Source organism: Rhodanobacter sp. BL-MT-08, from assembly GCF_054161255.1.
This window is the reverse complement of the sequence record NZ_CP167872.1, coordinates 2,102,785-2,129,687: the sequence shown is the minus strand read 5'-3', so window position 1 is coordinate 2,129,687 and position 26,903 is coordinate 2,102,785. Positions and strand designations below refer to the sequence as shown.

Here is a 26,903-nt window from a genome sequence, read left to right as displayed (position 1 = left end):
CCCGCTTGAAAATACTTCAACACCTTGCCTGCCGGAAAATGAAATGCCCGTGGTCGATACGTTAAGCGTCGGGCAAACCGCTTCGATCAGGCGTCGAGCCTGAATGGCATGAAATAAATTCCGAGCCGGTGTGCGGGTATGCGATGCTCCGCATCGCGCACGTTGTGCCGTCGCGCAGGAAACCCGCCCCATGGACACACTCGCGGAACGCAGAAAGGGCAAACCGGGCGTACCGGTGTGGCGCAATTTGAGCGCCGGCCTGATTACCGGTGCCGCGGACGACGATCCCAGCGGCATCGCCACGTACTCCCAGGTCGGCGCCGCGTTCGGCTACGGCATGCTGTGGTGCATTTTGTTCACCATGCCGCTGATGATCGCCATTCAGGCGATCAGTGCGGGCATCGGTTGCGTGACCGGTCACGGCCTGATGGACGGCATCCGCGCCTACTATCCGCGCAAGCTGGTCTACGCACTGGTGGTGTCCATCTTCGCAGCCAACGTCATCAATCTTGCCGCCGACATCGGCGCCATGGGCGCGGCACTGAAACTGCTGATTGGCGGGCCGGCACTGATCTATGCGGGCGGGTTTGCCCTGCTATCGCTGGTGCTTCAGGTATTCATTCCATTCGCGCGCTATTCGCCCTTTCTGAAACTGCTCACGCTCAGCCTGTTCGCCTATGTAGGCACGGTGATGGTTATCCACGTGCCGTGGCTGCCCGTGCTGAAAAGCATCGTCATTCCGCCGGTGACGTGGAATGCCAGATACGCAGTGGGACTTGTCGCGCTGCTGGGCACGACGATCAGCCCGTATCTCTTTTGCTGGCAGGCGGCGCAGGAGGTGGAGGAGATTGAAGCAAGTACGGATCGCAGACCGCTGCTGCTGGCACCCCTGCAGGCGCCGAGCACCTTGCGCCGCGTGGGTATCGACACCTCCGTCGGCATGATTTTTTCCAACGTCATCGCGTTCTTCATCATCCTCACGGCGGCGGTAGTGCTGCATGCACACGGCAGGCTGGACATCCAGTCATCGTCGCAAGCCGCCGAAGCGCTACGCCCGCTCGCCGGCAATCTGGCATTCGCGTTGTTCGCTGCGGGCATCATCGGCACCGGGCTGCTGGCTGTTCCGATACTTGCCGGTGCCACGGCCTACGCCGCGGCCGGTGCGTTCGGCAAGCTAAGCGGCCTGCAACACAAAATGCGCGAGGCGAAATTCTTCTATGCCGTGCTCGTCGTGGCCAGTGTCGCGGGCGTCGCCCTTAACCTGACGCCGCTGGATCCGATCAAGGCGCTGTACTGGAGCGCCGTGATCAACGGGGTGGTCGCCGTACCGCTGATGATCGTGATGATGCTGATGGGATCGCAGGCCAGGGTCATGGGTGATTTCACCATGCCGTTGCCGCTGAAACTCTTCGGCTGGCTGGCCACGGCAACCATGGCAGCCGCAGCGATTGTGATGTTCGTGACATGGGGTGACTAGATTAGAGCTGGTGCAGTGCCGGCAGCCGACCGGTCAACCGGCAGCGGATTCGGGTAGCTCGAAACGGTAGCCGGCGCCGTAGACCGAATGGACAAAAGGCCCGCCGGGTACGAGATCATCGAGTTTTCGGCGCAGGTTTCGAATGTGGCTGTCGACCGCGCGGTCGGTGACGTCGCGCAGGTCGTCATGCATCAGATCCAGCAACTGATCGCGGGAATATACCCGGCCGGGATGAGCCACCAGCGTCTGCATGAGCCGGTACTCCGTCGTGGTCAAAGGCAACGCCCTGCCGCCTACCAGAATGCGCTGTGTCGACTCGTCCACCACGAAAGGATTGGTCGCCACCACGCCGCTGCTTCGCCGCAGCAGCGCACGCACGCGCGCCACCACCTCACGCGGGCTGAAAGGCTTGCAGACATAGTCATCGGCGCCGAATTCCAGACCCAGGAGGCGGTCGATCTCCTCCACCCGCGCGGTCAGCATGATCACCGGCAGCTGGCTGCTCTTGCGCAACTCGCGCAGCACCTGCAAGCCGTCCATCCCGGGCAGCATGACATCAAGCAAAAGCAGATCGGGACGCCTTTGCTCGATCGCAGGCAGCACACGATTGCCCTCCTCGACGATCGATGCGAGGTAACCGGCCCCCTGCAGATACTCGCTGAGAAGGGCCGCGATCTTGGGCTCGTCTTCAGCTATAAGGACGTGCTGGTTGTGCGCCATGTCAACGTTGTGCCAGGGGCAAAGTCAAAACGATGCGCAGGCCGCCAAGCGGTGACGGCAACGCGCGCAGCGTGCCGTCGTGCGCTGCTGCAATCCGCTGGGCAATCGCCAGACCCAGACCGCTGCCGCCGCGTTTGCGATCGCGTGACGCTTCGCCGCGATAAAGCGGCTCGAACAGGCGCTCAAGCGAACCGGCATCCACGCCAGGCGGCGTGTCGTCGACGATCATCTCGACCGCGTGTGCGTGGGTTGCCGTGCTGATGCGCACTCGTCCGCCGCGATCGCTGTAGCGCAGGCTGTTGCCGATCACATTGTCGATCAGCTGACGCACGCGGTCGGGATCGACCCGCACCAGTGCCGAAGACAGATCACGCTCGATCGTCAGCTGCGCTTCGCGCGCGATCGGCTCAAGACTCGTGCAAGCCGTGCCAATCAGCTCGGCGATATCGAGCAGCTGCGGCCGATGGCTGAGCGAGCCCAGGTCGGCCATAGACAGCTGGTGCAGATCGTCGACCAGGCGATCAAGCCGCATCACTTCTTCGTGCAGCGATCGCAGGCCGCCCGCGTCGGCGACGCGCACGCCGTCCTGCATGGCCTCGATCTCGCCACGCACGATCGACAGCGGCGTGCGCAACTCATGCGAGATGTCCGCGATCCAGCGCCGACGGACGCTCTCGTTCGCCTGCAGCGCGCTGCTCAATCGGTTGATATGCCTGACCAGATCGCCGAGCTCGTCGCGCCGCGATGTTTCCAGATGCTGGCCATAGCTGCCGCTGGCCAGCTGATCGGCCGACTGCTCCACGTCGCGCAGCGGCGCCAGCAGATGGCGGGCGAAGATCCAGGCCACGCCGAGCGCAAGCAGCACCAGCATGCCAGCCAGCAGTGCCATGTCGCGAATCTGCGCCGACAGAAAATCGGTGTCACGGGTTTCTACCGTATGCGTAAGCGGCTGCAGCGCCAGCCAGCCGACCAGTACCCCGTTTTGCTGCAACGGTCGCTGCAGGGCGTCGGCCCGCAGCGGCGCGCCGATGATCCAGCGATGCTGCGCGTCGAGTAGCGAGACCCGCGGCGGCAGCGCCGGCGGAGGCGGTGCGCCATCGTCTCCACCCGGCGCACGATGCGGAGGTTCCGGCGCGAGCGGAGGGGGCGCCCGATTCGCCCGCGGACCGCGCGGCGGCCAGGGTTCCAGTAATCGATGCAGCAGCGCGTCCCAGCTTGCACGGTCGCGCAAGCCGTCGAAACCCTGCGCCGCATCGGCACGCTGATCCAGCTCCTGCGCCAGCGGCGCCAAGCGTGCCAGGTCCAGCGTGTTGACGTAGGCCACAAAGCCGCTGCGGAGATTGAGGATGGTGATACTGCCCAGCGTGCCGAGCGCCAGCACAATCGTCAGCGCCAGCAGCAGAAACAGCTTGTGCACCACGCGCAGACGCCAGCGGCTGCGCGGTGGTCGAGAAGGCAAGGCGGTGGTCGATATTGTCATTGACGTTGCAGGATAACCCGCTGTCCGAAAGTGCGCGTCCGCAATCCCTGCATAATTCCTGCGAAGTGGGATTGCATCGTGGCGTCTGCCGGGTTGGCCGGCCATTCACAGGAGCACTCCCATGCAAACCCGCATTCTCTGCGCACTGATCGCCATGACGGTGGCCGGCACCGCGATGGCACAGGCCGTTCAACCATCGCCCGGCACACGCACGCCGCCGGTGGGCCTTGCCGGTGGACTGCCACCGCTGCCGCCAGGCTGTGCCGGCCGTGGCGCCACGCCACCGCCTCCGCCTCGCCCGCCGGCTTCGGTCAACGACGACGGTCTGAGCAAAGGCCTTGGCATCAGCAGCGCACAGGCAGCAAAAGTTCAGAAGGTTTTCGAACGACAGCTGGCGCAGGCCCGGCAACTTGAGCAGCAGCACCACGATCTCGATGCGCAGACCTGCAAGGACCTGCGCGGCATTCTCGGCGATCAGGGCATGGCGCGCTGGGCTGCGGCAGCACCGCCGCCGCCTCCCGGCGGTCCCGGCCAGTTCGGACCAGGACGCGGACCGGGCCGCGGCCCCGGTGGCATGATGCCGCCGCCCCCACCGCCACCGCAGGGCAATTGACACTACTCGAAAACCGGAGAAACCGGGCACGAAAAGACGCCGCGATGTCGGCGTCTTTTCGTGCTAGCGGGACCCCGCTGGATCCGGCGCCAGCGTCGAGTCGCCTTCATCGCCGGGCGCTGCCTGGGCCAAACCCAGGGTGGCGAAGGCCTGAACCCGCTCGATCGCATCGACAAGCTCATTGCCTCCGAATGGCTTGCGCAGATAGACGCTGGGCTCGGGCAACTGACGCTCGTCCGTATTCGGATCGGCCGATATCACTACCAGACCGACCGCAGGATGCTGAAGCCTGGCGAGGTTGCAGACGTCGATGCCGTTGATCTCGCCGGCCAGGAGCACATCCGCGATAAGCACATCGACGCGTTCCTGCGTCGACAGGAAATGGGAAGCGCCGCTGGAGCCCACCACGCACTTGACGCGAAAGCCGCCCCGGCCTTCCAGCAGGATGCGCATCGTTTCGAGTACGGCGTGATCATCGTCGACGATGAGGACAACCTTGTCGGCGTCCATGATGGGATTCCCCTGGGTTCTGCGGACAGGTAACTATACGGCTGACCACGATTCTACTCGACCACGGGACGCTCGCGAGATCGCCGCAGGTACGTACGACTTGAACGCAGATCAAGCCTTGGCGTGAAATCGTGCGAATCGGCGGCGCAGCTATCCGCGCCCCGCGCTGGTCGGCGAACGCATCGCCGCACGAACTTCGTACAGACGCTTGTCGGCCTCGGCCAGCATGTGTTCCAGCGGCTCCCCCGGATGTCGACAGGCGGCGCCCATGGTGAAACCGATCGGCGCGGTTTGCCGATCCTGGTCAATCCGTCGGGCAACGCTCTGGGTAAGCGCTTCGTCGGCGTGCCGCAGCAGCACTACGAACTCGTCGCCGCCCAGCCGCACGACCGAGTCTTCGGGGCGCACGTGATTGGACAGGAATTTCGCCATGCCTACCAGCACCTCGTCGCCGCGCTGATGGCCGAACTGATCGTTGATCTGCTTGAATCGGTCAAGATCGAACGCGATGCAACCCCATGAATCCCGCTCACCCATCGACGCGGCCAGTTCGGTGACAAAACGGCGGTTGAAACATCCGGTGAGCGGGTCGCGCACCGACCATTCCTCGAGCTTGCGCTGGTGCTGCTGACGTTCGGTGATGTCTTGCGCGTGGCCCAATACGTAGGGCTCATCGCCATCCTCATCGAGGACGTTGTGGTATTGCCAGATACGCAGACTGCCGTCGGCGCTGATCAGCTCAAGCACGCCGGAATCGGAGCCGCTGGTGAAGATGCGGTCGAGGTAACTCTGAAACCCGGCCCGGCGCTCCGCCGGCATGATGTCGGCCAGCGAGCGGCCCAGCAGGTCGGCGATCGAGTAATCCAGCGAACGCGCTGCGGCCGGATTGACCGAGAGCAGAATGCCGTCGGCATCGTGGGTGCAGATCAGGCCCAGGCTGTATTCGAACAGCTTGCGGAAACGCCGATCGCTGTCCTCCAGCGCCTTTACCGCACGCTTGCGCAGCGTGACGTCCTGAAACGCGCCGACCAGCCGGGTCGGCACACCGTTCTCGATTTCGACATTGCCCACGGCACGGACCCAGATGTGGCGACCCTTGGCGGTAATGAACGGCAGTTCGAGATCCCAGCTGCGCCCTTCCTCCAGTCCTTTCTGGACCGCCGCTTGAACCACCTCGCGCGCCTGCGGCGCATAGAAATCCACCGCCTCTTTCAGGGTGGGCTTGTAGCCAGGTGGCACGTCGTGGATGCGGCAGGTTTCGTCGGACCAGATGATTTCGTCGGTCAACAGATTGACTTCCCACCCGCCCACCCCGGCCGCCCTGCCGGTACGGTCGAGAAAAGCCTCGCTCGCGCGCAGCTTTTTTTCCAGCCGATCGGCGATGTCCGCCTCGTGCTCGAGCGCCGCATTTTTTTCCAGCAGCACCGCGCGCTGGTCGAGCGCTTCCGAGGCGGCTCTCGCCAGCTCCTGCAGGGCCTGTCGCTGGTTATCCGTCAGCGCATTGGCCTGCCGATCAATGACGCAAAGTGCACCCATGCGTAGACCGTCCTGCAGCGTAATCGGCGCGCCGGCATAGAAGCGCACCTCAGGCGAGCCGGTTACCAGAGGGTTGTTCGCAAAGCGCGCATCCCCGAGCGTGTCGGGAATCTCCATCACGTCCGTTCCGCGGATCGTGTGGGAACAAAACGAGATATCACGCGGCGTTTCCGGGGTGCCGGCCAGCCCGACGTTGGACTTGAACCACTGACGACTTTCATCGACCAGGGTGATCAGCGCGATCGGCATGCCGGTCACCAGCGCCGCGGCTTTGGTAATCGCATCAAAAAGCGGCTCGGCCTGGGTGTCCAGAATATTCAGAGACCGCAGGCGTGCGATCCGGGACTGCTCGAGAGCGGGGTTCCCCAACGGCTTCGCACTGGTGGTCTGGGCTTTCTGCATCACGAATCACGCTCAGGTGTCGATGGCCGTGCGGATATAGCGTACCCCACGCAGATCGACGACTCGGCATCACCGGAGCCGAACCATCCCCCGATAGCGTGGCGCGGTTCACGTTGCGAAAACGAATCGCCCTGGACGGCAACCGCCGCTCGGTATGCACGGCGCAGGTTTCCATTGCCATCCGGCGGCGTCAATGGCTCAATGATGGCGTTTGCAAAGCCTCTGGAAGCTGCCGTCTTGACCGTTGTCGAAAAAATCATTCTTTTCACCGCCATGATCCTTTCCGTGATGGCCTGCCAGCAGTCGCCCGATCCGGCGACCCTGCGTGCAGCGCATTACGACCCGGCGCAGTACTTCGACAACGACCGGTTGCGCGCCAACACGCTGCTCGCGTGCCGCGCGGGCAACGCGCAGGATCAGGCGGAGTGGTCGGCGCTGTATGCATGTCGCACGTCGGCGTCGACGGATCTGGCCAAACACCGCGGCTGGAAGCCCAACATCGGATCCCCGCAATGAATCCGGCAGCGAGGCCGCTCTGGCGTCGGAGCCGTCAGCCAGGTTGAGGCAACCGGGAAACCTCAGGCTTCAGCCAGCTCAGGCATCCAGGCTGCACGTGTCAGCGAACGCGGCCGATGATCGCGTTGAGTGGACGAGCGTTCCGTGCTGGTGGTCAGCACCACGCAATCGATGGTCTTGCCCATGTCAAGTGCATGCTCGCGCGCCTGCGCTTCGGTGCTGAAATGCTGCGGCTTCAACTTGCGGCCCTGGTGGAAGCCGCACACTACAAATGTCGTGGTATTCATCAAGGGATCTCTTGCGGTCGCTTTCGTTTGCGCGGCGAATGTGTCAGGAGATAAGACAAGAAATCGTGACGGCAAAACGCACTCGCGAGCGCTGCGGTTGGCGGCGGATGCCAGACAAACGCCGCCTTCTTGTCGGGCCGGCATAAGTGGCGATCTGGGTCAGCGCAGAAGGCACGAATCTCCTGCAAGTAATTGCGGCGGCAGAAGCCCGAAGCCGAAGGCAGTCGCCTGGATGCAGCGCCCCGAGCGCATCTGCCAAGGCTGTTGGCGGCCGATCCCCATCGGCTCACCATCCATTGTTACAATGTATCGAATCAACGCTGCTGCGGGTCGTCATGGCCCGCCTCTGCGCACCTCTTTGGCGGCGGGCTCTATGGGCAATTCGAAAACATCGGAGATGCAAAGGTCAGGCCGCATCAGGCCGCGCAGCGCCGCGGCACTTTGCTGCCTGCTCGTGGCGGGCTGCGCGGTGGGCCCTGACTACAAGCCGCCTGCCGCGCCGGCTGTTTCGGCGTACACCGATCATCCCCTGACGACCACGGCCAGCACGGCGAACGTGACCGGTGGCGAGACGCAGCATTTCGGCAGCGGCGCAGATATCCCCGGTGACTGGTGGACGCTGTTTCATTCGGCATCGCTGAATGCGCTGATCGAGCAATCGCTGAAGCACAACGCCGATTTGAAGGCAGCGCAGGCGGCACTGCTGGTCGCCAATGAAACGACCAGGGCTGGCCGTGGCGCGTTCTATCCCAGCGTTTCGGGCAGCTTTTCGGCGTCGCGCGAGCAGGATCCTCCCGGTTCGCTCGCCCCCGTGCCGAGCAACAACGCCTACCAATACAACCTGTTCACGCCTCAGCTGAGCATTTCCTATGCGCCGGACATTTTCGGCTTGAACCGCCGGACGCTGGAGTCGCTGAAGGCGCAGGAGCAGGCCGCACGCTTCCAGACCATTGCGACGCAGGTAACGCTGAGCACCAACGTGGTGGCCGCCGTCGTGCAGGAAGCGTCACTGCAGGCACAGGTCGATGCGACCCGTCAGCTGGTCGACATCAACACGCACATGCTGAAGATTCTGCAGTACCAGTTGAGCAAGGGTTATGTCGGGCGACTCGACGTCGCCGCGCAGGAGTCGCAGCTGGCGCAGGTCGTTGCCACACTGCCCCCGCTGATCAAGCAACTCGCTCAGCAGAAAGATGCGCTGGCTGTGCTGGTCGGCGAATTCCCCAACCAGTTGCCGAATGACGCTGTCGATCTGGCAAACCTGCAGCTGCCGCAGGATCTGCCGGTCAGCCTGCCTTCGACCCTGGTCGCGCAGCGTCCCGACGTGCGGCAGGCCGAAGCCACTATGCACGCAGCCAGTGCACAGATCGGCGTGGCGATCGCCAACCGTTTGCCGAATATCGCGCTGACCGCAGATGCCGGCAGCACGGGGCTGGCGATGAGCCAGGTATTCAAGTCGGGCACCGGATTCTGGAATATCGGCTCGGCGATCACCGCGCCGATTTTCCAGGGCGGCATGCTGCTGCACCAGGAGCGTGCTGCCAAGGCCGCCTATGTCGAAGCCGCCGAACAATACCGCAGCGCCGTGCTGACCGCGTTCCAGAACGTGGCCGATACCCTTGCCGCGCTGGAGCAGGATGCCTCCGCGTTGAAGGCGTCAGCTCACGCAGCCGACGCCGCCAAGATCACGCTCGACCTGTCGCAGCGTCAGTGGAAGGCCGGCTATGCCAACTACCTTTCGCTGCTCGCTGCGGAACAGGGCTATCAGCAGGCGCGCATCAATCTGGTGCAGGCGCAGGCCAACCGCTTTGCCGACACCGCCGCACTGTTTCAGGCGCTGGGCGGCGGCTGGTGGAATCGTGCCAACCTGAGCGAGGGCTCAGTCAACAGTGCCGGTGCCAGTCAAACCAAAGCAGGTTCGGCGAGTTCAGCCAGGGCAGCTTCCACGCAGGTAAAAAATGAAAAGTAATTCGTTGCAGGGGATGCCTGAGCTTTTGTTGGTCGGGCGCACACCGATGTTCGCGAGCCCGCTGATCGCCCTCATGACGCTCGCCGTCATTCTGCTTTGTGGCTGCTCGTCCAAAACCGATGACGATGCCAATGTGCCGTCGGCGTCTTCCGCACCGCATGACGTCACGATGACTGCCGACCAGCGCCAGCACATCAAGCTCTATACGGTCACGCAATCAACCTTCCACAAGGCGCTGGAAACGACCGGTGCCGTCGATTTCGACAACGACCAGGCCACCAGCGTGCTGGCGCCGTTTTCCGGCCCGGTGTCGCGACTGCTGGTATCGCTAGGCGAGCATGTCAAAAAGGGCCAGCCGCTGGCAATGGTCGACTCGCCGGACTTTGCCGCCGCCGTCAGCGCGTACAGCAAGGCGCTTGCCACGGCAAAGACCGACCGCCGCCTCGCCGATGCCGACAAGGATCTGGACCAGCACGAGGGCGTGGCGCGGCGCGAAAACGAACAGGCGCAGACGGACGCCGTCAATGCCGAAGCGGATCGCGACGCGGCGCTGCAGGCGCTGGTCGCTCTCGACATCGATCCGCAGGCCATCAAGAGCATTCAGCAAGGCCGCACGCTGTCGCATGTCGAAGGCGTGATCCGTTCGCCGATTACCGGCACGGTGACGGAGAAATTGATTACACCCGGTCAACTGCTGCAGGCCGGCACGACACCGTGTTTTACCGTCGCCGACCTTTCGCGCGTGTGGGTGATGGCGCAGGTCGCGGGCGCCGATCTCGGTTCAGTCAGCGTCGGTGACCCGGCAGAAGTCATCACCGGCATCGACAACAGAAATTTTGCCGGGCACGTCGACAACCTCTCCGCCATCGTCAATCCCGACACGCGCTCGGTAATCGCCCGCGTGGTTGTCGACAACCCCGGTGATTTCCTGAAAAAGCAGATGTACGTCAGCGTGCGGATCCAGTCGAAGCAGGAAAGCCGCGGGACGCTGGTGCCGGTGTCCGCGATCCTGCGTGACGACGAAAACCTGCCCTTTGTCTACATTGCCCAGCCGGACGGCAGTTTCGCCCGTCGTTCCGTCACCCTGGGTGAGCGAACCGGTGATCAGTTCAATATCCCGCAGGGCCTGCGCGCGGGCGATCAGGTGGTGGTCGATGGCGGCATCTTTGTCCAGTTCATGCAAAACCAATGAGCGAGCCATTGCCCCAGGACGAGACGCCCTCGCGCACGGCGTCGATCATGAACCGGCTGGTCGGCTCCTCGCTGGCGCAGCCGCTGCTGATCATTCTGTTGACCCTGCTGCTGACCGGCGCCGGCGCACGCTCGCTGCAGCGCCTGCCGGTGGATGCGTATCCCGACCTCTCGCCGCCGATCGTCGAGATCGTGACGCAGTGGCCCGGTCACGCCGCAGAGGAAGTGGAGCGACTGATCACCGTGCCGGTCGAACTGGCCATGAACGGCATTCCGAAAGTCGCCAACGCGCGTTCGATTTCGCTGTACGGCCTGTCCGACGTCATCATCACGTTCAACGACGGCACCGACAATAATTTCGCCCGCCAGGAAGTGTTCAACCGGCTGGGCGATGCCAGCCTGCCTAGTGGCATCACGCCCTCGGTCTCGCCGTTGTCGGCGCCGTCGGGTCTGATCTATCGCTACGTGTTGCAGAGCCCCGACCGCTCGCCAATGGAGTTGAAAACGCTGGAAGCGTGGACCGTGGAGCCACAGTACCGGTCCGTACCGGGCGTGGCCGACGACTCCGGCTTCGGCGGTGGCACTATGCAGTATCAGGTGCTGCTGGATCAGGCCAAGATCGCCTCGGTCGGCCTGTCGGCCGTGCAGATCGAAGCCGCGCTTGCGGCCAACAACGGCAACGCCGGCGGCGGTTTCTATTCGCAGGGCGGCCAGTTCTATTACGTGCGCGGCCTCGGCCGCATGGACACGCTGGAAGACATCAGCAACGTCGTGCTGGCCGTACATGACGGCACCCCGATTCTGCTAAAGGACGTGGGCCGCGTGGTGATCGGCATCGCACCGCGCCTAGGGGAATTCGGATACGAGAAACAGGACGACGCGGTCGAGGGCGTGATTCTTCTGCGCACCGGCGAAAAAACCCAGGACGTGCTCAAGCGCGTCGAGGCCAAGACGAACGAGCTCAACAACGGCGTGCTGCCCAAAGATGTCAAAGTCGTGCCCTACTACGACCGCACCGACCTGATCACGCTGACCACGAAGATCGTGGAAGACAACCTGCTGCGCGGCATGCTGCTCGTGGTCGTGGTGCTGATTTTCTTCCTGTACGACTTTCGCGCCGGACTGATCGTCGCCACCACGATTCCGCTGGCCCTGCTGTTTGCGTTTATCTGTCTGGACGTCCAGGGCGCGTCGGCGAATCTGCTTTCGATCGGCGCCATCGACTTCGGCATCCTGGTCGACGGTGCGGTGGTGATGGTGGAAAATATTTTCCGCCAGATTGCCGAACGCAAGACCGAGGGTTCGCCGCTTAGCATCGGCGCGATCATCCGCGATGCGGCGGCCGAGGTGGATCGTCCGCTGTTCTACGCGGTAGCGGTAATCGTGGTCAGCTTCCTGCCGATCTACGTGCTGTCCGGCCCGTCGGGGACGCTGTTCAAGCCGATGGCCGACACGATGATCTTCGCCCTGGTCGGCTCGCTGATCGTCACGCTGACCCTGCTGCCCGTGCTGTGCGCGTGGTTCATGCGCCGCGGCGTGCGCGAGCGGCGCAACGTGGTGTTCGAGGCAATCAAGTCGGTGTATGTCCGCGGACTGGACGTGTGCCTGGCCTTTCCCTGGGTGACCACGCTCGCGGCGACCGTCGTGCTGCTCGGCTCGCTGCTGCTTATCCCGCGCATCGGCGCGGAGTTCATGCCCCAGCTTGACGAAGGCGCACTGTGGGTGCGTGCCACCATGCCGTACACCATCTCGTTCGACGAGTCGGCAAAAATCACGCCGAAGATTCGCGACATCCTGCGCAGCTTCCCCGAGGTGACCACGGTCGCCTCGGAGCTCGGCCGACCCGATGATGGCACCGACTCGACCGGCTTCTTCAACGTCGAGTTCTATGTCGGCCTGAAACCCTATTCCCAGTGGAGCGGCAGCTATCGCACGAAGCCCGAACTGATCGCCGCGATCAACCGCAAGCTGTCCGCCTTCCCCGGCATCAACTTCAACTTCACCCAGCCGGCCGAGGACGCGGTGGACGAAGCCGAGACCGGGTTGAAAAGCGCGCTCGCCGTGAAAGTCTTCGGCTCCGATCTCGACACGCTGCAGCAGAAAGGCAAGGCGATCAAGCAGGTGCTGGAAAAGGTGCGCGGCATTGCCAATGTGACCCTGGTGCAGGAGCTGGGCCAGCCCAGCCTCGCCATCAAGATCAATCGCGCCGCGATCGCCCGCTACGGTTTGAACGTGTCCGATATCAACGGCCTGATCACCACCGCCATCGGCGGCGATGTGGCCACCCAGGTGGTGCAGCAGGAGAAACAGTTCGATCTCGTCGTGCGGCTGGAACAGAAGTATCGCGACAACCCCGAGGAGATCGGCAACATTCTGGTCGCCACACCCGGCGGCCAGCAGATTCCGCTGAAGGAATTCGCGGACATCAGAGTCACCAACGGCGCCTCCTTCATATATCGGCAGGACAACTCGCGCTATATCGGCGTGCAGTTCTCGGTGGAAGGTCGAGACCTGGCGGGTGCGGTCGGCGACGCCATCGCGCAGGTCAACAAGCAGATCACCCTGCCGCAGGGGTACCGCCTTGACTGGGGCGGCGAATATTCCGAATACACCGCCTCGCGCGCCCAGCTCGGCATGATCTTGCCGCTGACCCTCGGGCTGATCTTCCTGCTGTTGTTCACCCTCTACAGCAATTTCAAATTTCCGTTCATCACGGTGGCCGGCGTGCTGCTGTCGGCACCGGTCGGCGGCATCGTGGCGCTGTGGCTTACCGGCACGCCGTTTTCGGTGTCCTCGGGCATCGGCTTCCTGGCGCTGTTCGGCGTGTCAGTGCAGACGGCTGTCGTCTATATCTCCTACGTCAACGAACTGCGGCGCGGCGGTATCGACGTGACCGAGGCCATTCGTCAGGGCGCCATACTGCGCCTGCGCCCGATCATGATGACCGCCCTGGTGGCGGCGCTGGGCCTGCTGCCGGCCGCGCTGGCGACCGGCGTGGGCACGGATACACAGCGGCCGTTCGCCCTGGTGATCGTCAGCGGCCTGTTCACCCGACTGCTGATCAGCATTTTTCTGATGCCGGCGCTGTACGCGCTGGTAGCCCGCAAGGACGATCGGCTGGAAGTCTGACCGCATGACTTTACGTCTTTTCAGAGATCGGGCTGCAGTGCCAAACCCGATGTGGCGTGATGCGACCCTCGACGCCGGTTTCACCCGCCTTCCACGAGTCTGGCGGGGCTTTTCTACGGGCGCACCTGCGATAATCCGCGCGTGAGTCGAGGGCAGGCCTTTGCCTGCCGCCACATGGCGCCGCCAAATGCCTGCGTGCGCTCTTCCAAGGGAGTGTTACGTGCAGCATCAGCAAGATCACCTCGCTTCAGCCGCTGCGCCCGGCCTGGCCAAGTCGCCAACCGGTATCCGCGGCCTGGATGACATCACCCTGGGCGGCCTGCCCGGCGGCCGTCCCACGCTGCTGTGCGGCGCAGCGGGCTGCGGAAAAACCCTGTTCTCGATGACCTTTCTCGTCAACGGCGCGACCGTTTACGACGAGCCGGGCGTATTCATGAGCTTCGAGGAGCGCGCGCGGGATCTGGAAGAGAACGTGGCCTCGCTGGGCTACCGCCTGGCCGATCTGGTGGCGGACAAGAAGCTGGTGGTTGACCACATCCACATCGAGCATTCCGAAATCGAGGAAAGCGGCGACTACGATCTGGAGGGACTGTTCGTGCGGCTGGGCTACGCGATCGACTCCGTCGGCGCCAAGCGCGTGGTGCTCGATACCATCGAGGCACTGTTCTCGGGTCTGTCGGACACGGCCTTGCTGCGCGCCGAGCTGCGCCGGCTGTTCGGCTGGCTGAAGGACAAGGGCGTCACGGCCGTCATCACCGCCGAGCGCGGCGAGGGTCAGCTGACCCGGTTCGGCATCGAGGAATACGTTTCGGACTGCGTGATCCTGCTGGACAACCGCGTCGAGGACCAGATCACCACGCGACGCCTGCGTGTCGTCAAGTACCGCGGTTCCGCTCACGGTACCAATGAGTATCCGTTCCTGATCGACGACGAGGGCATCAGCGTTTTACCGATCACATCGGCCGGCCTGAAGCACAAGATTTCGCTGGAGCCCGTTTCGACCGGCGTCGACGACCTGGATGCGATGCTCGGCGCGGGCGGTTATTTTCGCGGCTCCAGCGTGCTGATTTCCGGCCTGGCCGGCACCGGCAAGTCGACCTACGGCGCGGCGTTCGTCGATGCGGCGTGCCGGCGCGGCTCGCGCTGCCTGTATTTTGCGTTCGAAGAGTCGCCCGAGCAGATCGCGCGCAACATGCGCTCGGTCGGCTTCGACCTCCAACGGCATGCAGACAGCGGCCTGCTGCGCTTCGAGGCGGCGCGGCCGAGCATCTACGGTTTCGAGATGCATCTGGCGCGGATGTATCGCGACATCGAGCGTTTCGATCCGCAGGCGATCGTGGTCGATCCGATATCCGCCTTCCGCGGCCCGTCGATGGAAATCCACGCCACCCTGGTGCGCATTGCGGATATCTGCAAATCGCGGGGCATCACGGCCGTATTCACCAGCCTGTCGACCGTCGGCGATCAGATGAACGAGAGCGAGCGCAGCGTGTCTTCACTGATGGACACCTGGATTTCGCTGACCGACATGGAGGCCAACGGCGAGCGCAATCGCGTGCTGTATATCCTCAAATCCCGCGGCATGAGCCACTCCAAGCAGCTGCGCGAGTACCAGCTTTCCGACAGAGGCATCCACTTCGTCGACGTCTATGCCGGCCCGGAGGGTGTGCTCACCGGCACGGCGCGTCTGGCGCAGGAGGCGCGCGAGCGCGAGGCCAGCAAGGCACGTCAGCAAAACATTCAGAAAATGCATCGCGAGCTGACGCGCAAGCGCGAGGCGGCAGAACGTCGCATTGCCCAGCTGCATGCCGATCTTGCACGCGAAGAAGACGAAGTGCGGACGATCATCGAGCAGGAAGAAGCCAGAGAGGCAACGCTCGGCACCGATCGCTCGACCATGGCGACAGCGCGAGGGCAGCAACATGGCCAATGACGCACACGAACCCTCCGTCGAAGTCGGCAGCCCTGAACCGGGCGCCTACAACCTGCGCCTTTACGTGGCCGGGCAGACGCCAAAGTCGCTGGCGGCGATCGCCAACCTTAAAGCGATCTGCGAGGACCACCTTTCCGGCCGCTATTCCATCGAGGTCATCGATTTGACAGTCACGCCACAACTTGCCGCCGGCGATCAGATTGTGGCTTTGCCCACCCTCGTGCGCACGCTTCCGCCGCCGCTGAAACGCGTGATCGGCGATCTGTCGAATACGGACAAGGTGCTGGTGGGGCTCGACATCCGACCACGCCTGGCCAGCACGTCATGACGTCGGACGCCGCCGTGCCCATCCATGACCCAGGTCGCTACAAGCTGTGCCTGTTCGTTACCGGCTCCACACCGCGGTCGGCACGCGCCATCGAGAACATGCAGAAGATCTGCGATGAAAATCTACACGGCCGCTACGACCTGGAAATCATCGACGTCTACGAAAACCCGGAAGCTACCCGCGATCTGCAGATCATCGCCACGCCAACGCTGGTGAAAATCCTTCCCGAACCGCTGCGACGCATCATCGGCGATCTGTCGGACAAGGAGCGCGTATTGGCCGGCCTCAATCTGGCGCCCGTGGGCGCGGCGCATAACCGATCGAAATGAGCGGCACGCAGAGCAATGCCGAGTTGGTCGCAGCGCTGCTGCGCATCGCCGACCTGGAAGCGCGGCTGACCGAGGCCGACGAAACCCTCGAAGCGATCCGCACCGGCGAGGTGGACGCGGTAGTCATCGGTGGCCCCGAAGGCCAGCTGATCTACACGCTGGAAAACGCCGACCGCCCTTATCGCCTGCTGATCGAGCAGATGCAGGAGTGCGCATTCACGCTGGGCCTGGACGGCACCATTCTTTATTGCAATCAGCGCCTCTCCACCCTGACGGGCGTGCGCCGCGAGACGCTTGTGGGGCGTCACCTGCAGGATTTCGTCGCGCTGGCGGACCGTCCCGTGTTCGACCAGCTGCTGAAACGCGGCTCGGTCGCGGGACGTTCGGCCGAGATCAGCCTGGTCACCACTGACTGGCAGACCAACGTACCCGTCAACATGTCGGTCGCCGATATGCCGATCGAAGCGGGCATGCCGGACCTGCTCTGCGGCGTCATCACCGATCTCACCCGCAGCCGCAAGCGCACTGATGAACTGGCTGCCGCCAACCAGCAGCTGGCAAACGAGATCGACGAGCGTCGTCGCACCGAGGACAAGCTGCGGCTCGCGCTGGATGCTGCCGACATGGGCAACTGGGACATGGACCTGCTCACCGGCAAAACCACGCGATCATCCCGCTTTGACCAGATCATCGGCGACGTTGGCCTGGGCAACTGGACGCCGCAGGCAGCCGCGCAGCTGTTTGTCGACGAAGACCGCCGCGCCGTGGCCGACGCCTTCGCCAACGCGATGGTCAGCGGCGTGATCGATCTGGAAAAGCGTATTCGCCGACGCAACGACGGGTCGCTGCGCTGGGTGCAGATCAAGGGCCTGACGTTTTATGACGAAGGCCGACCCGTGCGCATCGCCGGGGTCGTATCGGACGTCACCGACCGTCGCCTGATCGACGAACAATTGCGCCAGGCGCAGAAAATGGAGGCGATAGGTCAGCTCACCGGCGGCGTGGCGCACGACTTCAACAATCTGCTGATGGTGATCGCCGGCAGCCTCGACCTACTCGAAAGCCGCCTGGATGGTGACGCCAAGACCATCCGCTATCTCAGCACCGCGCGGCACGGCGTGGAGCGCGGCGCCAAACTCAACCAGCAACTGCTCGCGTTCGCGCGCCGGCAGGATCTGCGCACCGAGTCGGTCGATATCGGCACCCTGCTGCGCTCGTTCGAAAACCTGCTTGATCGCGCCATCGGCGAAACGATTGCGGTGACCATCAAGGATCCGCCTGCCCTACTGCATGCGCGGACCGATCCGCACCAGCTGGAAACCGCGATTCTGAATCTGGCGATCAACGCGCGCGACGCCATGCCCCAGGGTGGTGCGCTCACCGTCTCCACCGGCGTACGCACGGTGCGACCGAAAACGGCCGCGCTAAACAACACGGTCGCCGGCGATTACGTAGTCGTCACTGTTGCCGATACCGGGACAGGCATGAGTCCCGAGGTGGTGTCGAAAGTCTTTGAGCCCTTCTTCACGACCAAGGAAGTCGGCAAGGGCACGGGACTTGGCCTCAGTCAGGTATACGGATTCGCCAAGCAGTCCGGCGGCTTCGTCACCATCGAAAGCGTGGTCGGCGAAGGCACGTCGGTATCCATCCATCTGCCCCACGCCGAAGCGCCCGATACGAGTGCCGACCAACGTCCGCCGACGCGCGAAGTGAAAGGTCAGGGCACTATTCTTGTGGTCGAGGACGACGACGACGTGCGCGAAATCGCCAGCAGCATGCTGCGCGAACTGGGCTACGTCGTTTTCGAGACCGACCGCGGCAACAAGGCGCTGACCCTGATCGAGTCCGGCGCGCCGATCGATCTGGTGTTCACCGATGTCATCATGCCCGGCGACGTGGGCGGCATCGAGCTGGCGCGCGAGATCAAGACCAACTACAAACACATCCCCGTGCTGCTGACGTCCGGCTACACCGCCCAGCGCTTTCAGACCGACGATATGGATGAAGGACTTCAGATACTGCGCAAGCCATACAATCGCGTGGATCTCTCGCTGGCCGTAAAGCAGGCGATCGGCGGCGAACGCTGAGCGCAAAGATTGGCGATGGCTGCGCCACCGCAACGACGGCCAATGCGTAGATCTCCGCTTCACTCAGGCGCGCGTCGGCGCATAAAAAAGGCGGCTCGCGCCCAGGCGAGCCGCCGATTACACAGTCACGATTGCTGCCAGGCCGAAGCCCGACGAACCCTGACTCGCCGCTATTTTAGGCGGCGCGGTTTTCCACCAGCTTGGGCTGGCTCACCTCGTGCGTCGCGCCGATGGCGATCTTGCGGGGCTTCATCGCTTCGGGCACTTCGCGCTTCAGGTCAATCGTGAGCAGGCCGTTGATCAGCTGCGCCTGTGTCACGTGCACGTGATCGGCGAGCTCGAAACGGCGGGTGAACGCACGGTTGGCAATACCGCGATGCAGATACTCGACGTTCTCGTCGTTGACCTTGCGCTCGCCGCTGACGATGAGCAGGTTGGGCTGCATCGAGATGTCGAGCTCGTTTTCGGCAAAGCCGGCGACGGCCATGGTGATCTGATACGCGTCGTCGTTGAGCTTGACCGTGTCGAACGGCGGCCAGTTGTCGGCGACCTGCGCGCGCGAGGCGTTTTCAAGCAGGGCAAACACGCGGTCGAAACCCACGCTGGAACGGTACAGGGGGGCAAAATCGAGATTGGTACGCATGACATATCCTCCTGGGAGCAATATGGAATCTGCGTCCTCACAATGAGGTTGCAGTGCCGCCTCAGTGGCCGGCGCGCAGAAAAATAATTTCCCTCAGGCCTGTTTTCAAGCCCCCCGTTTCAGGTTGTATTTAGGTTCTCGCATGCCATCGCGCGCCGAGCAAAAGCCCGTTGATTCGCCAGATATAGAGCGAGAACGCGCGCACGGTCGTTCTCGATCATCCAGAGGGGCGGCGCGCCTCGTGTCCGCGCGGGGAGGCGTCCGGAAAGTCGCGCCGTTCGGCGAAGCTTTTCGTAAGCCTTGGCGTGTACGCATGAGGCATGTACGCATGATCTGCGAAGATCCATCACGAAGTTCCAGCGACACTGGCTGCTGCACATCCACGATGCCCACCGAACAGGCCGATCGAACCATGACTCTACGCATGCACATGCTGCGCAACGCCCGGGCCGGCCCATTCGACGCGTCGGTCGAGGCTGCCCAGTGCCTTTGCGTTACGGGTGCGTCCGGCTCGGGGAAAAGCGTATTTCTGCGCATGCTCGCCGACATGGACCCGGCGGAAGGCGAGCTCTCATTGGCAGGTATCGATCGCTGCGCGATGTCGGCATCGACCTGGCGACAGCGCGTGATGCTGGTGCCGGCGCAGGCCGGCTGGTGGGCGCCGACGGTGCAGCCGCACTTTGCCGAAGCATCGCTAGGAAACGCCCGACAGCTCGCCAGCCGACTGCAGCTGCCGGACGATATTTTCGCGCGTCAGGTGATTCGCCTTTCTTCCGGCGAACGTCAGCGCCTCGCACTGATCCGCGCGCTGGTGACAAAACCGGTAGCGCTGCTGCTGGACGAGCCGACCGCGTCGCTGGATCAGCACAGCGTGGCCGCAGTGGAGTCGCTGCTCGCCGAAGAGCTTTCGCGCGGGCTGATCCTGGTGCTGGTAACCCACGATGCTGCGCAGGCCGCTCGCATGGGTCAGCAGACCCTGCACATCGTCGGCGGCAAGGCGGTGGCCGTATGAAAACCATCCTGCTGCAACCGCTCGATCTCAGCATCGCCGCGTCGCTGGTGATCGTCGACATCGCGCTGTCGATCGCTCTGCGCCTGCGCCTGCATCGGCAGATCGTCATCGCGGCCACGCGCATGGTCGTGCAGCTGGTGATGATCGGCTACGTGCTGAAATTCGTTTTCGCGCTCAACAGCCCGGTGGCGACCGTCGTCATCGTGACGCTGATGGTGCTGGTCGCCGCGCGGGAAGTCGCCGCGCGGCCCGATCGGTCGTTGATCCACGGACAGAATTATCTGATCGGCCTGGTCAGCGTGGCCGGCGCCGCGACGCTGGCCAGCGTGTTCGCGCTGATCACCGCGATACGCCCCGATCCCTGGTTCGATCCACATTACGCCATCCCGCTCGTCGGCATCATTCTGGGCAGCGTGCTGAACGCGGGAAGCATCGCGCTCGACGGCGTGCTCAGCGGCGTGGAAGCCGCGCAGCCGGGCATCGAAGCGCGGCTGATGCTGGGCCACTCGTACTGGGCGGCGATGGCTTCGCTGATCCGCGGCTCGATTCGCCGCGCCATGCTGCCGATCATCAACCAGATGTCGGCCGCCGGCATCATCACCCTGCCTGGCATCATGACCGGCCAGATTCTGGCGGGGCTCGATCCGATCGAAGCGGTGAAGTATCAGATCCTGCTGATGTTTCTCCTCTCCGGCGCCAGCGGCCTGGTCGCCGTGGCGGTAGCCTACGCCGCCGCGTGGCGACTGACAGATGATCGCCAGCGTCTGCGGCTGGATCATCTGCGCTGAGGGGCTATAGAGCAGCAGCGTGCAACATGCGCCGATGCGACAGGCTCACTCACTCACGATTGACGGCTGCAGGTGCACGTTGCGGTGACTGCCGATAATCGCTGAAGCCATGCGGAACCCATCATCAAACGTCTTGCCTTCGACGGAGCATGCATGAGCCTTCGCGACTACCAGCGCAAACGCGACTTCACCAAGACAACCGAGCCGCGTGCCGACAGTGCAAAAACCAAGGCGCGTCGCGCGACCTTTGTCGTGCAGCTGCATCACGCCAGCAGCCGCCACTTCGATTTCCGTCTGCAGGTGGGCGACACGCTGAAAAGCTGGGCGGTGCCCAAGGGCCCGAGCTTCGATCCCGCGGTCAAACGGCTCGCTGTCGAAGTCGAGGATCATCCGGTCGCCTACGCCGATTTTCAGGGCGATATCGCCGAAGGCTACGGCAAGGGTCATGTTGATCAATTCGACAAGGGCGTGTGGTCGACGAAGGGCGATCCGGAAGCCCAGCTGCAGAAAGGTCATCTTGAGTTCGAGCTGTTCGGCAAGCGCCTCAAGGGCCGCTGGCACCTTATCCGCAGCGGCCGCAAGGAACGCCAGCCGGCGTGGTTTCTCGTCAAGGCCAAGGATGCCTTTGCCGCAGATATCGACGCCGACGATCTGCTCGACGCGACCATGAAGGCGAGCACCCGGAAGGCGGCGAAAACGACGACGTCCAAAGCGGCTGCAAAAAAATCGGTGGCGCGAAAAAAGGCCGCACCCAAGCCGAAAGCCGCGGCACGATCAACGCTGGCCAAGTTCGCTGCGGCACTCCCTGGCGCCATCAAGTCACGCCCGAACGGCGACTTCTTCAAGCCGCAGCTGGCCACGCTGCGCGAGCATCCGCCAGCGGGCGACGACTGGATTCACGAGGTCAAATGGGACGGCTACCGGATTCTCACCACCATCGCCGATGGCAAGGTGCACCTGTGGTCGCGCAACGGCCTGCCGTGGAATGACCGGCTGCCGGAAATCGTCCAGGCGACCGAAGCGCTAGGGCTGTCTTCCGCGCACTTCGATGGCGAGCTGATCGCACTGGATGAAAAGGGCCACAGCGATTTCAACGGGCTGCAGAAAACCTTGTCGGGAGAGGCACAGAAGCCGTTGGCGTACATGCTGTTCGATCTTCCCTCCGTCGAAGGGATAGACCTGACCGGTGTCGCGCTGCTCGATCGCAAGGCGCTGCTTAAACGCGTCATTGCCAACGCGCCGCATCCCTTAGCCTTCAGCAGCCACAGCATGGGCAACGGCGAGGCGGCTCTGGAAATGGCCAATCAGCAAAAGCTTGAGGGCATCGTCTCCAAGCGCGCGGACGGCGAATATCGCTCCGGCCGCGGTGACGAATGGCTGAAAATCAAGCGGTTGGAAAGCGACGAGTTCGCCGTGGTCGGCTACACCGCACCGAAGGGCAGCCGCACGGGCTTAGGCTCGCTACTTTTGGCGAGGCCTGACCGCGAAACCACAGGCGGCTGGATCTATGCGGGCCGGGTCGGCACGGGCTTTAGCGACGCGCAGCTGGTCGACCTGACGCAATCGCTGGCGACCGGAGGCGCAAAAAAACCGCCCGTGCCGCTAATCGCCATAGATCCGCAGCTGCGGGGCGCGCTGTGGATCAAACCTCGCGTCGTGGCCGAAGTGTTCTATCGCGGCATCGGCAATCACGATCTGCTGCGCCAGCCCAGCCTCAAGACATTGCGCATGGACAAAACACCGGCCGATCTGCGCGATTCCGATCGCGAAACTACGGCGACATCGACAGCAGGCAAAAAAAGTAAAAAGACGGCAGTCAGGAATCCAACCGTCGCCATCACCATCACGCATCCCGACCGCGTCGTTTACGCCGACGAAGCAATCACCAAGCAGGACGTCGCCGACTACTACGCCAGGGTCATGGACTGGTTTCTTCCCGGCGTACTCAACCGGCCAACTTCGGTCATCCGATGCCCCGAAGGCACGGGCAAAGCCTGCTTTTTCCAGAAGCACCTGATTCAGGGCCTGCACCACGTGGGCACGGCCAAGCTGAAGGAAGAGTCCGGCGCACAAGCGGTTTACATCTATCCCGAGAGTGCCGCATCCGTTATCGAACTGGTGCAGTTCGGCGCGCTGGAATTTCACCCGTGGGGAACCACTGTCGCCGATGCGGATCGGGCCGATCGCATCGTGTTCGATCTCGATCCGGGCCCGAACGTGGCCTGGGATCGCGTGGTAGCCGCCGCGCGCCTGGTGCGAAAGCTGCTCGCCGAGATGGGGCTTGAATCTCTGGTACGCACCACGGGCGGCAAGGGGCTGCACGTGGTGGTACCGCTGAAACCGAGCTGCGCGTGGGTGACGGTGCGGGCCTTTGCCGAAGCGTTCGCCAACAGCCTGGCGCTCGCGCATCCGCTGGAGTTCGTCGCCACCGCCACCAAGGCCAAGCGCGGTGGAAAAATCTACGTGGACTATCTGCGCAACGGTCGCGGCGCCACCAGCGTGGCGTCCTACTCGCTGCGCGCACGACCCGGTGCGCCGGTGGCCACGCCGCTGCGCTGGGAGGAGCTGGGCAAGATCAAGAGCGGCGCGGCGTTTACGATCAAAACCGTGCCGATACGGCTAGCCAAACTGCGCAGCGATCCCTGGGAATCGCAGACGACGATCAAGCAGGATCTTCCCGCAGTGCTGAAAAAATGGGCAGCTTCGCGCAAAAAGTAACCCGCTGTCAGCCGGCTTTGCGAACGACCTTCCTGGTGATTTTTTTAGCGGCCTTCTTTGCATGCGAGGCTTTTTTTGCGGCCTTTTTTGCCGCCGGTCTGGCCGCGCTGGCGCTCTGTTTTTTGGCCGGCGTGCGCTTGTTGGAGGCGAGGCTTTTTTCCAGCAGCGCCATGAAATCCACCACGTTGGTCGACATGTCTTCGGAAGCTTCGTCACTTTCGTCGTCAACAGCCGGCGTGACCAAGCCCTTGGACTTCATCCGCTTGGCGATGACCTTCTGCAGCCGCTCGCGGAACTCGTCGCGAAAATCACCCGGCTTCCATTCGCCGGACATCGACTCGATCAGCTTTTCCGCCATGTCGAGTTCCTTCGGCGCGATTCGATACTTCGATACGTTGCCTTCGGGAATGGTGTATTCCGACACGTCGACCAATTCCTGCGGAAAGCGCAGGATCATCAGCAACAGTGCGTGGTCTTTCGGCATCACGGCGCACAGGTACTCGCGCGTGCGGATCACCACGCGCGCGATGCCGATCTTGCCGGTGTGCTTCAGCGTCTCGCGCAGCAGCACATAGCCCTTCTCGGCTTTCTTTCCCGGCACAAGGATGTACGGCTTTTCGTAGTACTCCGGGCCGATGGACGCGGCATCCACGAAGGCTTCCACTTCCACCGCTTCGCGCCCTTCGGATGCGGCAGATTTCAGATCCTCCTTTTCCAGCACGACATAGCTGCCCTTCTTGTATTCGAAGGCTTTGACGATGTCCTTCCACGGCACTTCGTCGCCGGTTTCGGCGTTGACGCGCTCGTAGCGAATCGGCGTTTTGCTGCGGCTGTCGAGCATTCGAAAATGCAGGTCGACGGTGCGCGAGCCGGTCATCAGCGAGACCGGCACGTTCAATAGTCCAAACGACAGGGTTCCAGTCCAGATGGGACGCGCCATGGCCGATCTCCGCATGATGTCCGACGAGTTAAAGGACAAGCGCGTGAACCGGCTGTGACATGCACGCTCAACGCGTCCGGCTACCCGTCGAGACGACCGGTAGCCGAGCGCGCAGCGGATCGAAGGCTCAGGCCGAGTACCGCTCCAGCCAGTGCGCGTACGGCGCCGGCAGCGTCCACGACGGACGCTCGACGCCCAGCGCGAGCGCGGCCTTGTACGGCCAGTGCGGATCGGCCAGATGCGCGCGGCCGATCATCACCAGATCGAGCTGGTTGTTCTGCACCGCCGCCTGCGCCAGCTCCGGCGTGCCGAAGCCCCACGCGGAGGACACCGGCAGGCCGGCTTCGCGACGCACGCGCTCGGCGATCGGCGCCAGCAGCGCCGGAGCCCAGGGAATCCTGGCCGACGGCGTGGAGAAGCCGATGCTGACGCTGAGCATGTCCAGCCCGCGCTGCTTCAGACCCCTGGTCAGCTCGATCGACTCGGCAAGGGTTTCCTCGTCGCGACCGTCGTACTCGATCACGCCGAAGCGCGCCGTCAGCGGCAGATGCTCGGGCCACACTTCACGCACGGCAGCGAGGGTTTCCAGCAGAAAGCGGCTGCGGTTTTCCAGGCTGCCGCCGTAGCTGTCGTCGCGCTGATTGGAGTGCGTCGAGAAGAAGCTCTGGCCCAGATAGCCGTGGGCGAAATGCAGCTCCAGCCATTCGAAGCCGGCGTCACGGGCGCGCTTGGCCGCCGCCACGAAATCGGCGCGCACCCGCGCGATGTCATCCAGCGTCATCGCCCTGGGAACCTTGGGCAGGTTGGCGCCGAAGGCAATCGCCGACGGGGCGATCGTGTCCCAGCCGCGCGCGTCGTCGGCGGCGATGTGATCGTCTCCTTCCCACGGACGGTTGGCGCTGGCCTTGCGGCCGGCATGGGCAATCTGGATGCCGGGCACCGCGCCGGCTGCCTTGATCGCCTGCACGACGGGTACGAACGCCTGCGCCTGCGCGTCGTTCCAGATGCCGGTGCATCCCGGGGTGATGCGCCCCTCGGGCGACACCGCCGTGGCCTCGACGATCAGCAGGCCGGCGCCGCCGCGCGCCAGCCCGGCCAGGTGCACGTGGTGCCAGTCGTTGATCAAGCCGTCCTCGGCCGAGTACTGGCACATGGGCGGCACGGCGATGCGGTTGCGCAAGGTCACATCTTTGAGCTTGAACGGTTCGAACAGTGAGGGCATGGGCGTTTCCGATTCAGATACCAATGTTCGATAATAGTCGAACTATCGAGCAACCGTCAAAAGACGTACCATTCGCCGCATGCGTCCGTACAAACATCCCACTGCCGATGAGCTCACGCTGGAGCGGATTTTTCACGCGCTCAGTGATCCCGCGCGGCTGGAAATCGTGCGGCATCTGGCGCGCGTGAAAGCCGCCACCTGCGGCGAACTCGACGGCGGCCGGCCCAAGTCGAGCATGTCGCACCACTTCCGCATCCTGCGCGATGCCGGCCTGGTGCACACGCAGGCCACCGGCACCGTCCACCAAAACACGCTGCGGGCCGCCGAGCTCGATGCCCGCTTTCCCGGCTTGCTCAAGGCGATCCTCGCGCAGGCGCAGGACAGCGCTCCGGCGACGGTCAAGCACAAAGCCGCGCGCTGAACGCCGCGGGTTCACCCCGACCGCGGTGTCTGCGTCAATGCAGTTTGCCCCTCACAGCAAGACGTCGGCCGTACCAAAAGTTGCTGATGATCCGGATCGTCCCGTCCGGTACGCGCTGTATCGGATCGGGCGAAAAAAGCGACCGCTAGGCATAGCAGTTTTCGAATCTGTGACGCAGTTCGATTTCCAGGCAAATCCGATAGATACGATCAATCACGCCCTTTGATCGCGAGATGCCCGCCATGCATCCAAGCCCGCCACGCTTCGCTGTCTCAAGCGCCAAGATCGGCAACCATTGGCGTGTGTTCGTACGGGTGCTTGCTGCCTTCCTGGTCGCCGTCTGGTTCAGCGCCGCGCATGCGGCCGGCAGCGTTGCGGGCTTCGGTGTGAGTGTCACAGTCGTCCATCGCATACTCGCCCAAACGCCGACAGGAACGGTCTCGACGCTCTGCGATCGATCCATCTGTCCGACTCCCTCGGTCAGCCTCGACCCGGTGGACACCCGGACCGGCACCCGCATCATCCACATCACGTACTAGCTGCGGATTCAGCGGGACACGCCCGGCGACGCCGCCAGACCGTTTGTCATCGGTGCCGTCTATCGCTGCCGTGGCGACCCTCAGAAGGCTCGACTCTGCATCACGAACTCGGG

General features: G+C 63.5%; 23 protein-coding genes. 15 read left to right on the top strand and 8 right to left on the bottom strand.

Annotated elements, in window-relative coordinates:
* The first annotated feature begins 190 nt into the window (after nucleotides 1–190).
* The gene (locus tag ACDK93_RS09405; RefSeq protein WP_458068225.1) at nucleotides 191–1,477 is read left to right on the top strand and encodes an NRAMP family divalent metal transporter; all 1,287 of its coding nucleotides are present in this window, start codon (nucleotides 191–193) and stop codon (nucleotides 1,475–1,477) included.
* 33 nt (nucleotides 1,478–1,510) lie between these two features.
* Here the strand turns inward: ACDK93_RS09405 and ACDK93_RS09400 are convergent, their stop codons facing one another.
* Together ACDK93_RS09400 and ACDK93_RS09395 are read right to left on the bottom strand one after the other, a co-directional pair.
* Nucleotides 1,511–2,197, bottom strand: coding sequence for a response regulator (locus ACDK93_RS09400; RefSeq protein WP_458068224.1), 687 nt, complete (start codon nucleotides 2,195–2,197; stop codon nucleotides 1,511–1,513).
* Nucleotide 2,198: 1 nt separating this feature from the next.
* Nucleotides 2,199–3,677 carry an ATP-binding protein gene (locus ACDK93_RS09395; RefSeq protein WP_458068223.1) on the bottom strand — a complete coding sequence of 493 codons (1,479 nt, stop codon included), beginning with the start codon at nucleotides 3,675–3,677 and terminating at the stop codon, nucleotides 2,199–2,201.
* A gap of 121 nt (nucleotides 3,678–3,798) precedes the next feature.
* Here ACDK93_RS09395 and ACDK93_RS09390 point away from each other — a divergent pair, with 121 nt between their 5' ends.
* Entirely contained in the window at nucleotides 3,799–4,290 is a 492-nt protein-coding gene (locus tag ACDK93_RS09390) for a hypothetical protein (RefSeq protein ID WP_458068222.1), read from the top strand.
* Between the two features lie 63 nt (nucleotides 4,291–4,353).
* Here the strand turns inward: ACDK93_RS09390 and ACDK93_RS09385 are convergent, their stop codons facing one another.
* Together ACDK93_RS09385 and ACDK93_RS09380 are read right to left on the bottom strand one after the other, a co-directional pair.
* Complete coding sequence (locus tag ACDK93_RS09385) at nucleotides 4,354–4,800, bottom strand: response regulator (protein WP_458068221.1); 447 nt, start codon at nucleotides 4,798–4,800, stop codon at nucleotides 4,354–4,356.
* Nucleotides 4,801–4,950: 150 nt separating this feature from the next.
* Nucleotides 4,951–6,738: a sensor domain-containing diguanylate cyclase gene (locus tag ACDK93_RS09380; protein WP_458068220.1), complete on the bottom strand. Its 1,788-nt coding sequence runs from the start codon at nucleotides 6,736–6,738 to the stop codon at nucleotides 4,951–4,953.
* Between the two features lie 237 nt (nucleotides 6,739–6,975).
* Between ACDK93_RS09380 and ACDK93_RS09375 the strand changes: the two genes are divergently transcribed.
* Entirely contained in the window at nucleotides 6,976–7,254 is a 279-nt protein-coding gene (locus tag ACDK93_RS09375) for a hypothetical protein (protein ID WP_458068219.1), read from the top strand.
* Nucleotides 7,255–7,316: 62 nt separating this feature from the next.
* Here the strand turns inward: ACDK93_RS09375 and ACDK93_RS09370 are convergent, their stop codons facing one another.
* Nucleotides 7,317–7,541, bottom strand: a complete 225-nt coding sequence (locus tag ACDK93_RS09370; protein ID WP_458068218.1) for a hypothetical protein — start codon at nucleotides 7,539–7,541, stop codon at nucleotides 7,317–7,319.
* Between the two features lie 373 nt (nucleotides 7,542–7,914).
* Here ACDK93_RS09370 and ACDK93_RS09365 point away from each other — a divergent pair, with 373 nt between their 5' ends.
* The 7 genes from ACDK93_RS09365 (at nucleotide 7,915) to ACDK93_RS09335 (ending at nucleotide 18,507) form a co-directional block, all read left to right on the top strand.
* Nucleotides 7,915–9,510, top strand: a complete 1,596-nt coding sequence (locus ACDK93_RS09365; protein WP_458068217.1) for an efflux transporter outer membrane subunit — start codon at nucleotides 7,915–7,917, stop codon at nucleotides 9,508–9,510.
* Between the two features lie 73 nt (nucleotides 9,511–9,583).
* Complete coding sequence (locus ACDK93_RS09360) at nucleotides 9,584–10,702, top strand: efflux RND transporter periplasmic adaptor subunit (protein ID WP_458068216.1); 1,119 nt, start codon at nucleotides 9,584–9,586, stop codon at nucleotides 10,700–10,702.
* On the top strand, nucleotides 10,699–13,830 hold the full coding sequence (locus ACDK93_RS09355) for an efflux RND transporter permease subunit (RefSeq protein ID WP_458072301.1): 3,132 nt from the start codon (nucleotides 10,699–10,701) through the stop codon (nucleotides 13,828–13,830). Before ACDK93_RS09360 ends, ACDK93_RS09355 begins: the two co-directional genes overlap by 4 nt.
* A 220-nt stretch (nucleotides 13,831–14,050) precedes the next feature.
* On the top strand, nucleotides 14,051–15,763 hold the full coding sequence (gene kaiC, locus ACDK93_RS09350; RefSeq protein WP_458072300.1) for a circadian clock protein KaiC: 1,713 nt from the start codon (nucleotides 14,051–14,053) through the stop codon (nucleotides 15,761–15,763).
* Nucleotides 15,753–16,091: a circadian clock KaiB family protein gene (locus tag ACDK93_RS09345; RefSeq protein ID WP_458072299.1), complete on the top strand. Its 339-nt coding sequence runs from the start codon at nucleotides 15,753–15,755 to the stop codon at nucleotides 16,089–16,091. Before kaiC ends, ACDK93_RS09345 begins: the two co-directional genes overlap by 11 nt.
* Nucleotides 16,088–16,420: a circadian clock KaiB family protein gene (locus tag ACDK93_RS09340; RefSeq protein ID WP_458072298.1), complete on the top strand. Its 333-nt coding sequence runs from the start codon at nucleotides 16,088–16,090 to the stop codon at nucleotides 16,418–16,420. The genes ACDK93_RS09345 and ACDK93_RS09340 overlap by 4 nt, the downstream gene beginning before the upstream one ends.
* Nucleotides 16,417–18,507, top strand: a complete 2,091-nt coding sequence (locus ACDK93_RS09335) for an ATP-binding protein (protein ID WP_458072297.1) — start codon at nucleotides 16,417–16,419, stop codon at nucleotides 18,505–18,507. The genes ACDK93_RS09340 and ACDK93_RS09335 overlap by 4 nt, the downstream gene beginning before the upstream one ends.
* 175 nt (nucleotides 18,508–18,682) lie before the next feature.
* Here the strand turns inward: ACDK93_RS09335 and ACDK93_RS09330 are convergent, their stop codons facing one another.
* Nucleotides 18,683–19,150 carry an Hsp20 family protein gene (locus tag ACDK93_RS09330; RefSeq protein WP_458072296.1) on the bottom strand — a complete coding sequence of 156 codons (468 nt, stop codon included), beginning with the start codon at nucleotides 19,148–19,150 and terminating at the stop codon, nucleotides 18,683–18,685.
* Nucleotides 19,151–19,562: 412 nt separating this feature from the next.
* Between ACDK93_RS09330 and ACDK93_RS09325 the strand changes: the two genes are divergently transcribed.
* The 3 genes from ACDK93_RS09325 (at nucleotide 19,563) to ligD (ending at nucleotide 23,668) form a co-directional block, all read left to right on the top strand.
* The gene (locus tag ACDK93_RS09325; protein ID WP_458072295.1) at nucleotides 19,563–20,162 is read left to right on the top strand and encodes an ABC transporter ATP-binding protein; all 600 of its coding nucleotides are present in this window, start codon (nucleotides 19,563–19,565) and stop codon (nucleotides 20,160–20,162) included.
* Nucleotides 20,159–20,950, top strand: coding sequence for an ABC transporter permease (locus ACDK93_RS09320; RefSeq protein ID WP_458072294.1), 792 nt, complete (start codon nucleotides 20,159–20,161; stop codon nucleotides 20,948–20,950). The genes ACDK93_RS09325 and ACDK93_RS09320 overlap by 4 nt, the downstream gene beginning before the upstream one ends.
* Before the next feature lie 153 nt (nucleotides 20,951–21,103).
* Nucleotides 21,104–23,668 carry a DNA ligase D gene (ligD, locus tag ACDK93_RS09315; protein ID WP_458072293.1) on the top strand — a complete coding sequence of 855 codons (2,565 nt, stop codon included), beginning with the start codon at nucleotides 21,104–21,106 and terminating at the stop codon, nucleotides 23,666–23,668.
* 7 nt (nucleotides 23,669–23,675) lie between these two features.
* Here ligD and ku read toward each other — a convergent pair whose 3' ends face one another.
* A complete protein-coding gene (gene ku / locus ACDK93_RS09310; protein WP_458072292.1) occupies nucleotides 23,676–24,608 on the bottom strand; it encodes a non-homologous end joining protein Ku in 933 nt (310 codons plus the stop codon).
* 127 nt (nucleotides 24,609–24,735) lie between these two features.
* Nucleotides 24,736–25,830 carry an NADH:flavin oxidoreductase/NADH oxidase gene (locus ACDK93_RS09305; RefSeq protein WP_458072291.1) on the bottom strand — a complete coding sequence of 365 codons (1,095 nt, stop codon included), beginning with the start codon at nucleotides 25,828–25,830 and terminating at the stop codon, nucleotides 24,736–24,738.
* Nucleotides 25,831–25,909: 79 nt separating this feature from the next.
* Between ACDK93_RS09305 and ACDK93_RS09300 the strand changes: the two genes are divergently transcribed.
* On the top strand, nucleotides 25,910–26,251 hold the full coding sequence (locus tag ACDK93_RS09300; protein ID WP_458072290.1) for an ArsR/SmtB family transcription factor: 342 nt from the start codon (nucleotides 25,910–25,912) through the stop codon (nucleotides 26,249–26,251).
* 233 nt (nucleotides 26,252–26,484) lie between these two features.
* Nucleotides 26,485–26,790, top strand: a complete 306-nt coding sequence (locus ACDK93_RS09295; protein WP_458072289.1) for a hypothetical protein — start codon at nucleotides 26,485–26,487, stop codon at nucleotides 26,788–26,790.
* The last annotated feature ends 113 nt before the right edge of the window (nucleotides 26,791–26,903 follow it).

Bases quoted from the DNA above. Each gene is read 5' to 3' on its own strand.
- ACDK93_RS09405 (WP_458068225.1), top strand. From the start codon at position 191: ATGGACACACTCGCGGAACGCAGAAAGGGCAAACCGGGCGTACCGGTG.
- ACDK93_RS09400 (WP_458068224.1), bottom strand. From the start codon at position 2,197: ATGGCGCACAACCAGCACGTCCTTATAGCTGAAGACGAGCCCAAGATC.
- ACDK93_RS09395 (WP_458068223.1), bottom strand. From the start codon at position 3,677: ATGACAATATCGACCACCGCCTTGCCTTCTCGACCACCGCGCAGCCGC.
- ACDK93_RS09390 (WP_458068222.1), top strand. From the start codon at position 3,799: ATGCAAACCCGCATTCTCTGCGCACTGATCGCCATGACGGTGGCCGGC.
- ACDK93_RS09385 (WP_458068221.1), bottom strand. From the start codon at position 4,800: ATGGACGCCGACAAGGTTGTCCTCATCGTCGACGATGATCACGCCGTA.
- ACDK93_RS09380 (WP_458068220.1), bottom strand. From the start codon at position 6,738: ATGCAGAAAGCCCAGACCACCAGTGCGAAGCCGTTGGGGAACCCCGCT.
- ACDK93_RS09370 (WP_458068218.1), bottom strand. From the start codon at position 7,541: ATGAATACCACGACATTTGTAGTGTGCGGCTTCCACCAGGGCCGCAAG.
- ACDK93_RS09365 (WP_458068217.1), top strand. From the start codon at position 7,915: ATGGGCAATTCGAAAACATCGGAGATGCAAAGGTCAGGCCGCATCAGG.
- ACDK93_RS09360 (WP_458068216.1), top strand. From the start codon at position 9,584: ATGACGCTCGCCGTCATTCTGCTTTGTGGCTGCTCGTCCAAAACCGAT.
- ACDK93_RS09355 (WP_458072301.1), top strand. From the start codon at position 10,699: ATGAGCGAGCCATTGCCCCAGGACGAGACGCCCTCGCGCACGGCGTCG.
- ACDK93_RS09345 (WP_458072299.1), top strand. From the start codon at position 15,753: ATGGCCAATGACGCACACGAACCCTCCGTCGAAGTCGGCAGCCCTGAA.
- ACDK93_RS09340 (WP_458072298.1), top strand. From the start codon at position 16,088: ATGACGTCGGACGCCGCCGTGCCCATCCATGACCCAGGTCGCTACAAG.
- ACDK93_RS09335 (WP_458072297.1), top strand. From the start codon at position 16,417: ATGAGCGGCACGCAGAGCAATGCCGAGTTGGTCGCAGCGCTGCTGCGC.
- ACDK93_RS09330 (WP_458072296.1), bottom strand. From the start codon at position 19,150: ATGCGTACCAATCTCGATTTTGCCCCCCTGTACCGTTCCAGCGTGGGT.
- ACDK93_RS09325 (WP_458072295.1), top strand. From the start codon at position 19,563: ATGACTCTACGCATGCACATGCTGCGCAACGCCCGGGCCGGCCCATTC.
- ACDK93_RS09320 (WP_458072294.1), top strand. From the start codon at position 20,159: ATGAAAACCATCCTGCTGCAACCGCTCGATCTCAGCATCGCCGCGTCG.
- ligD (WP_458072293.1), top strand. From the start codon at position 21,104: ATGAGCCTTCGCGACTACCAGCGCAAACGCGACTTCACCAAGACAACC.
- ku (WP_458072292.1), bottom strand. From the start codon at position 24,608: ATGGCGCGTCCCATCTGGACTGGAACCCTGTCGTTTGGACTATTGAAC.
- ACDK93_RS09305 (WP_458072291.1), bottom strand. From the start codon at position 25,830: ATGCCCTCACTGTTCGAACCGTTCAAGCTCAAAGATGTGACCTTGCGC.
- ACDK93_RS09300 (WP_458072290.1), top strand. From the start codon at position 25,910: ATGCGTCCGTACAAACATCCCACTGCCGATGAGCTCACGCTGGAGCGG.
- ACDK93_RS09295 (WP_458072289.1), top strand. From the start codon at position 26,485: ATGCCCGCCATGCATCCAAGCCCGCCACGCTTCGCTGTCTCAAGCGCC.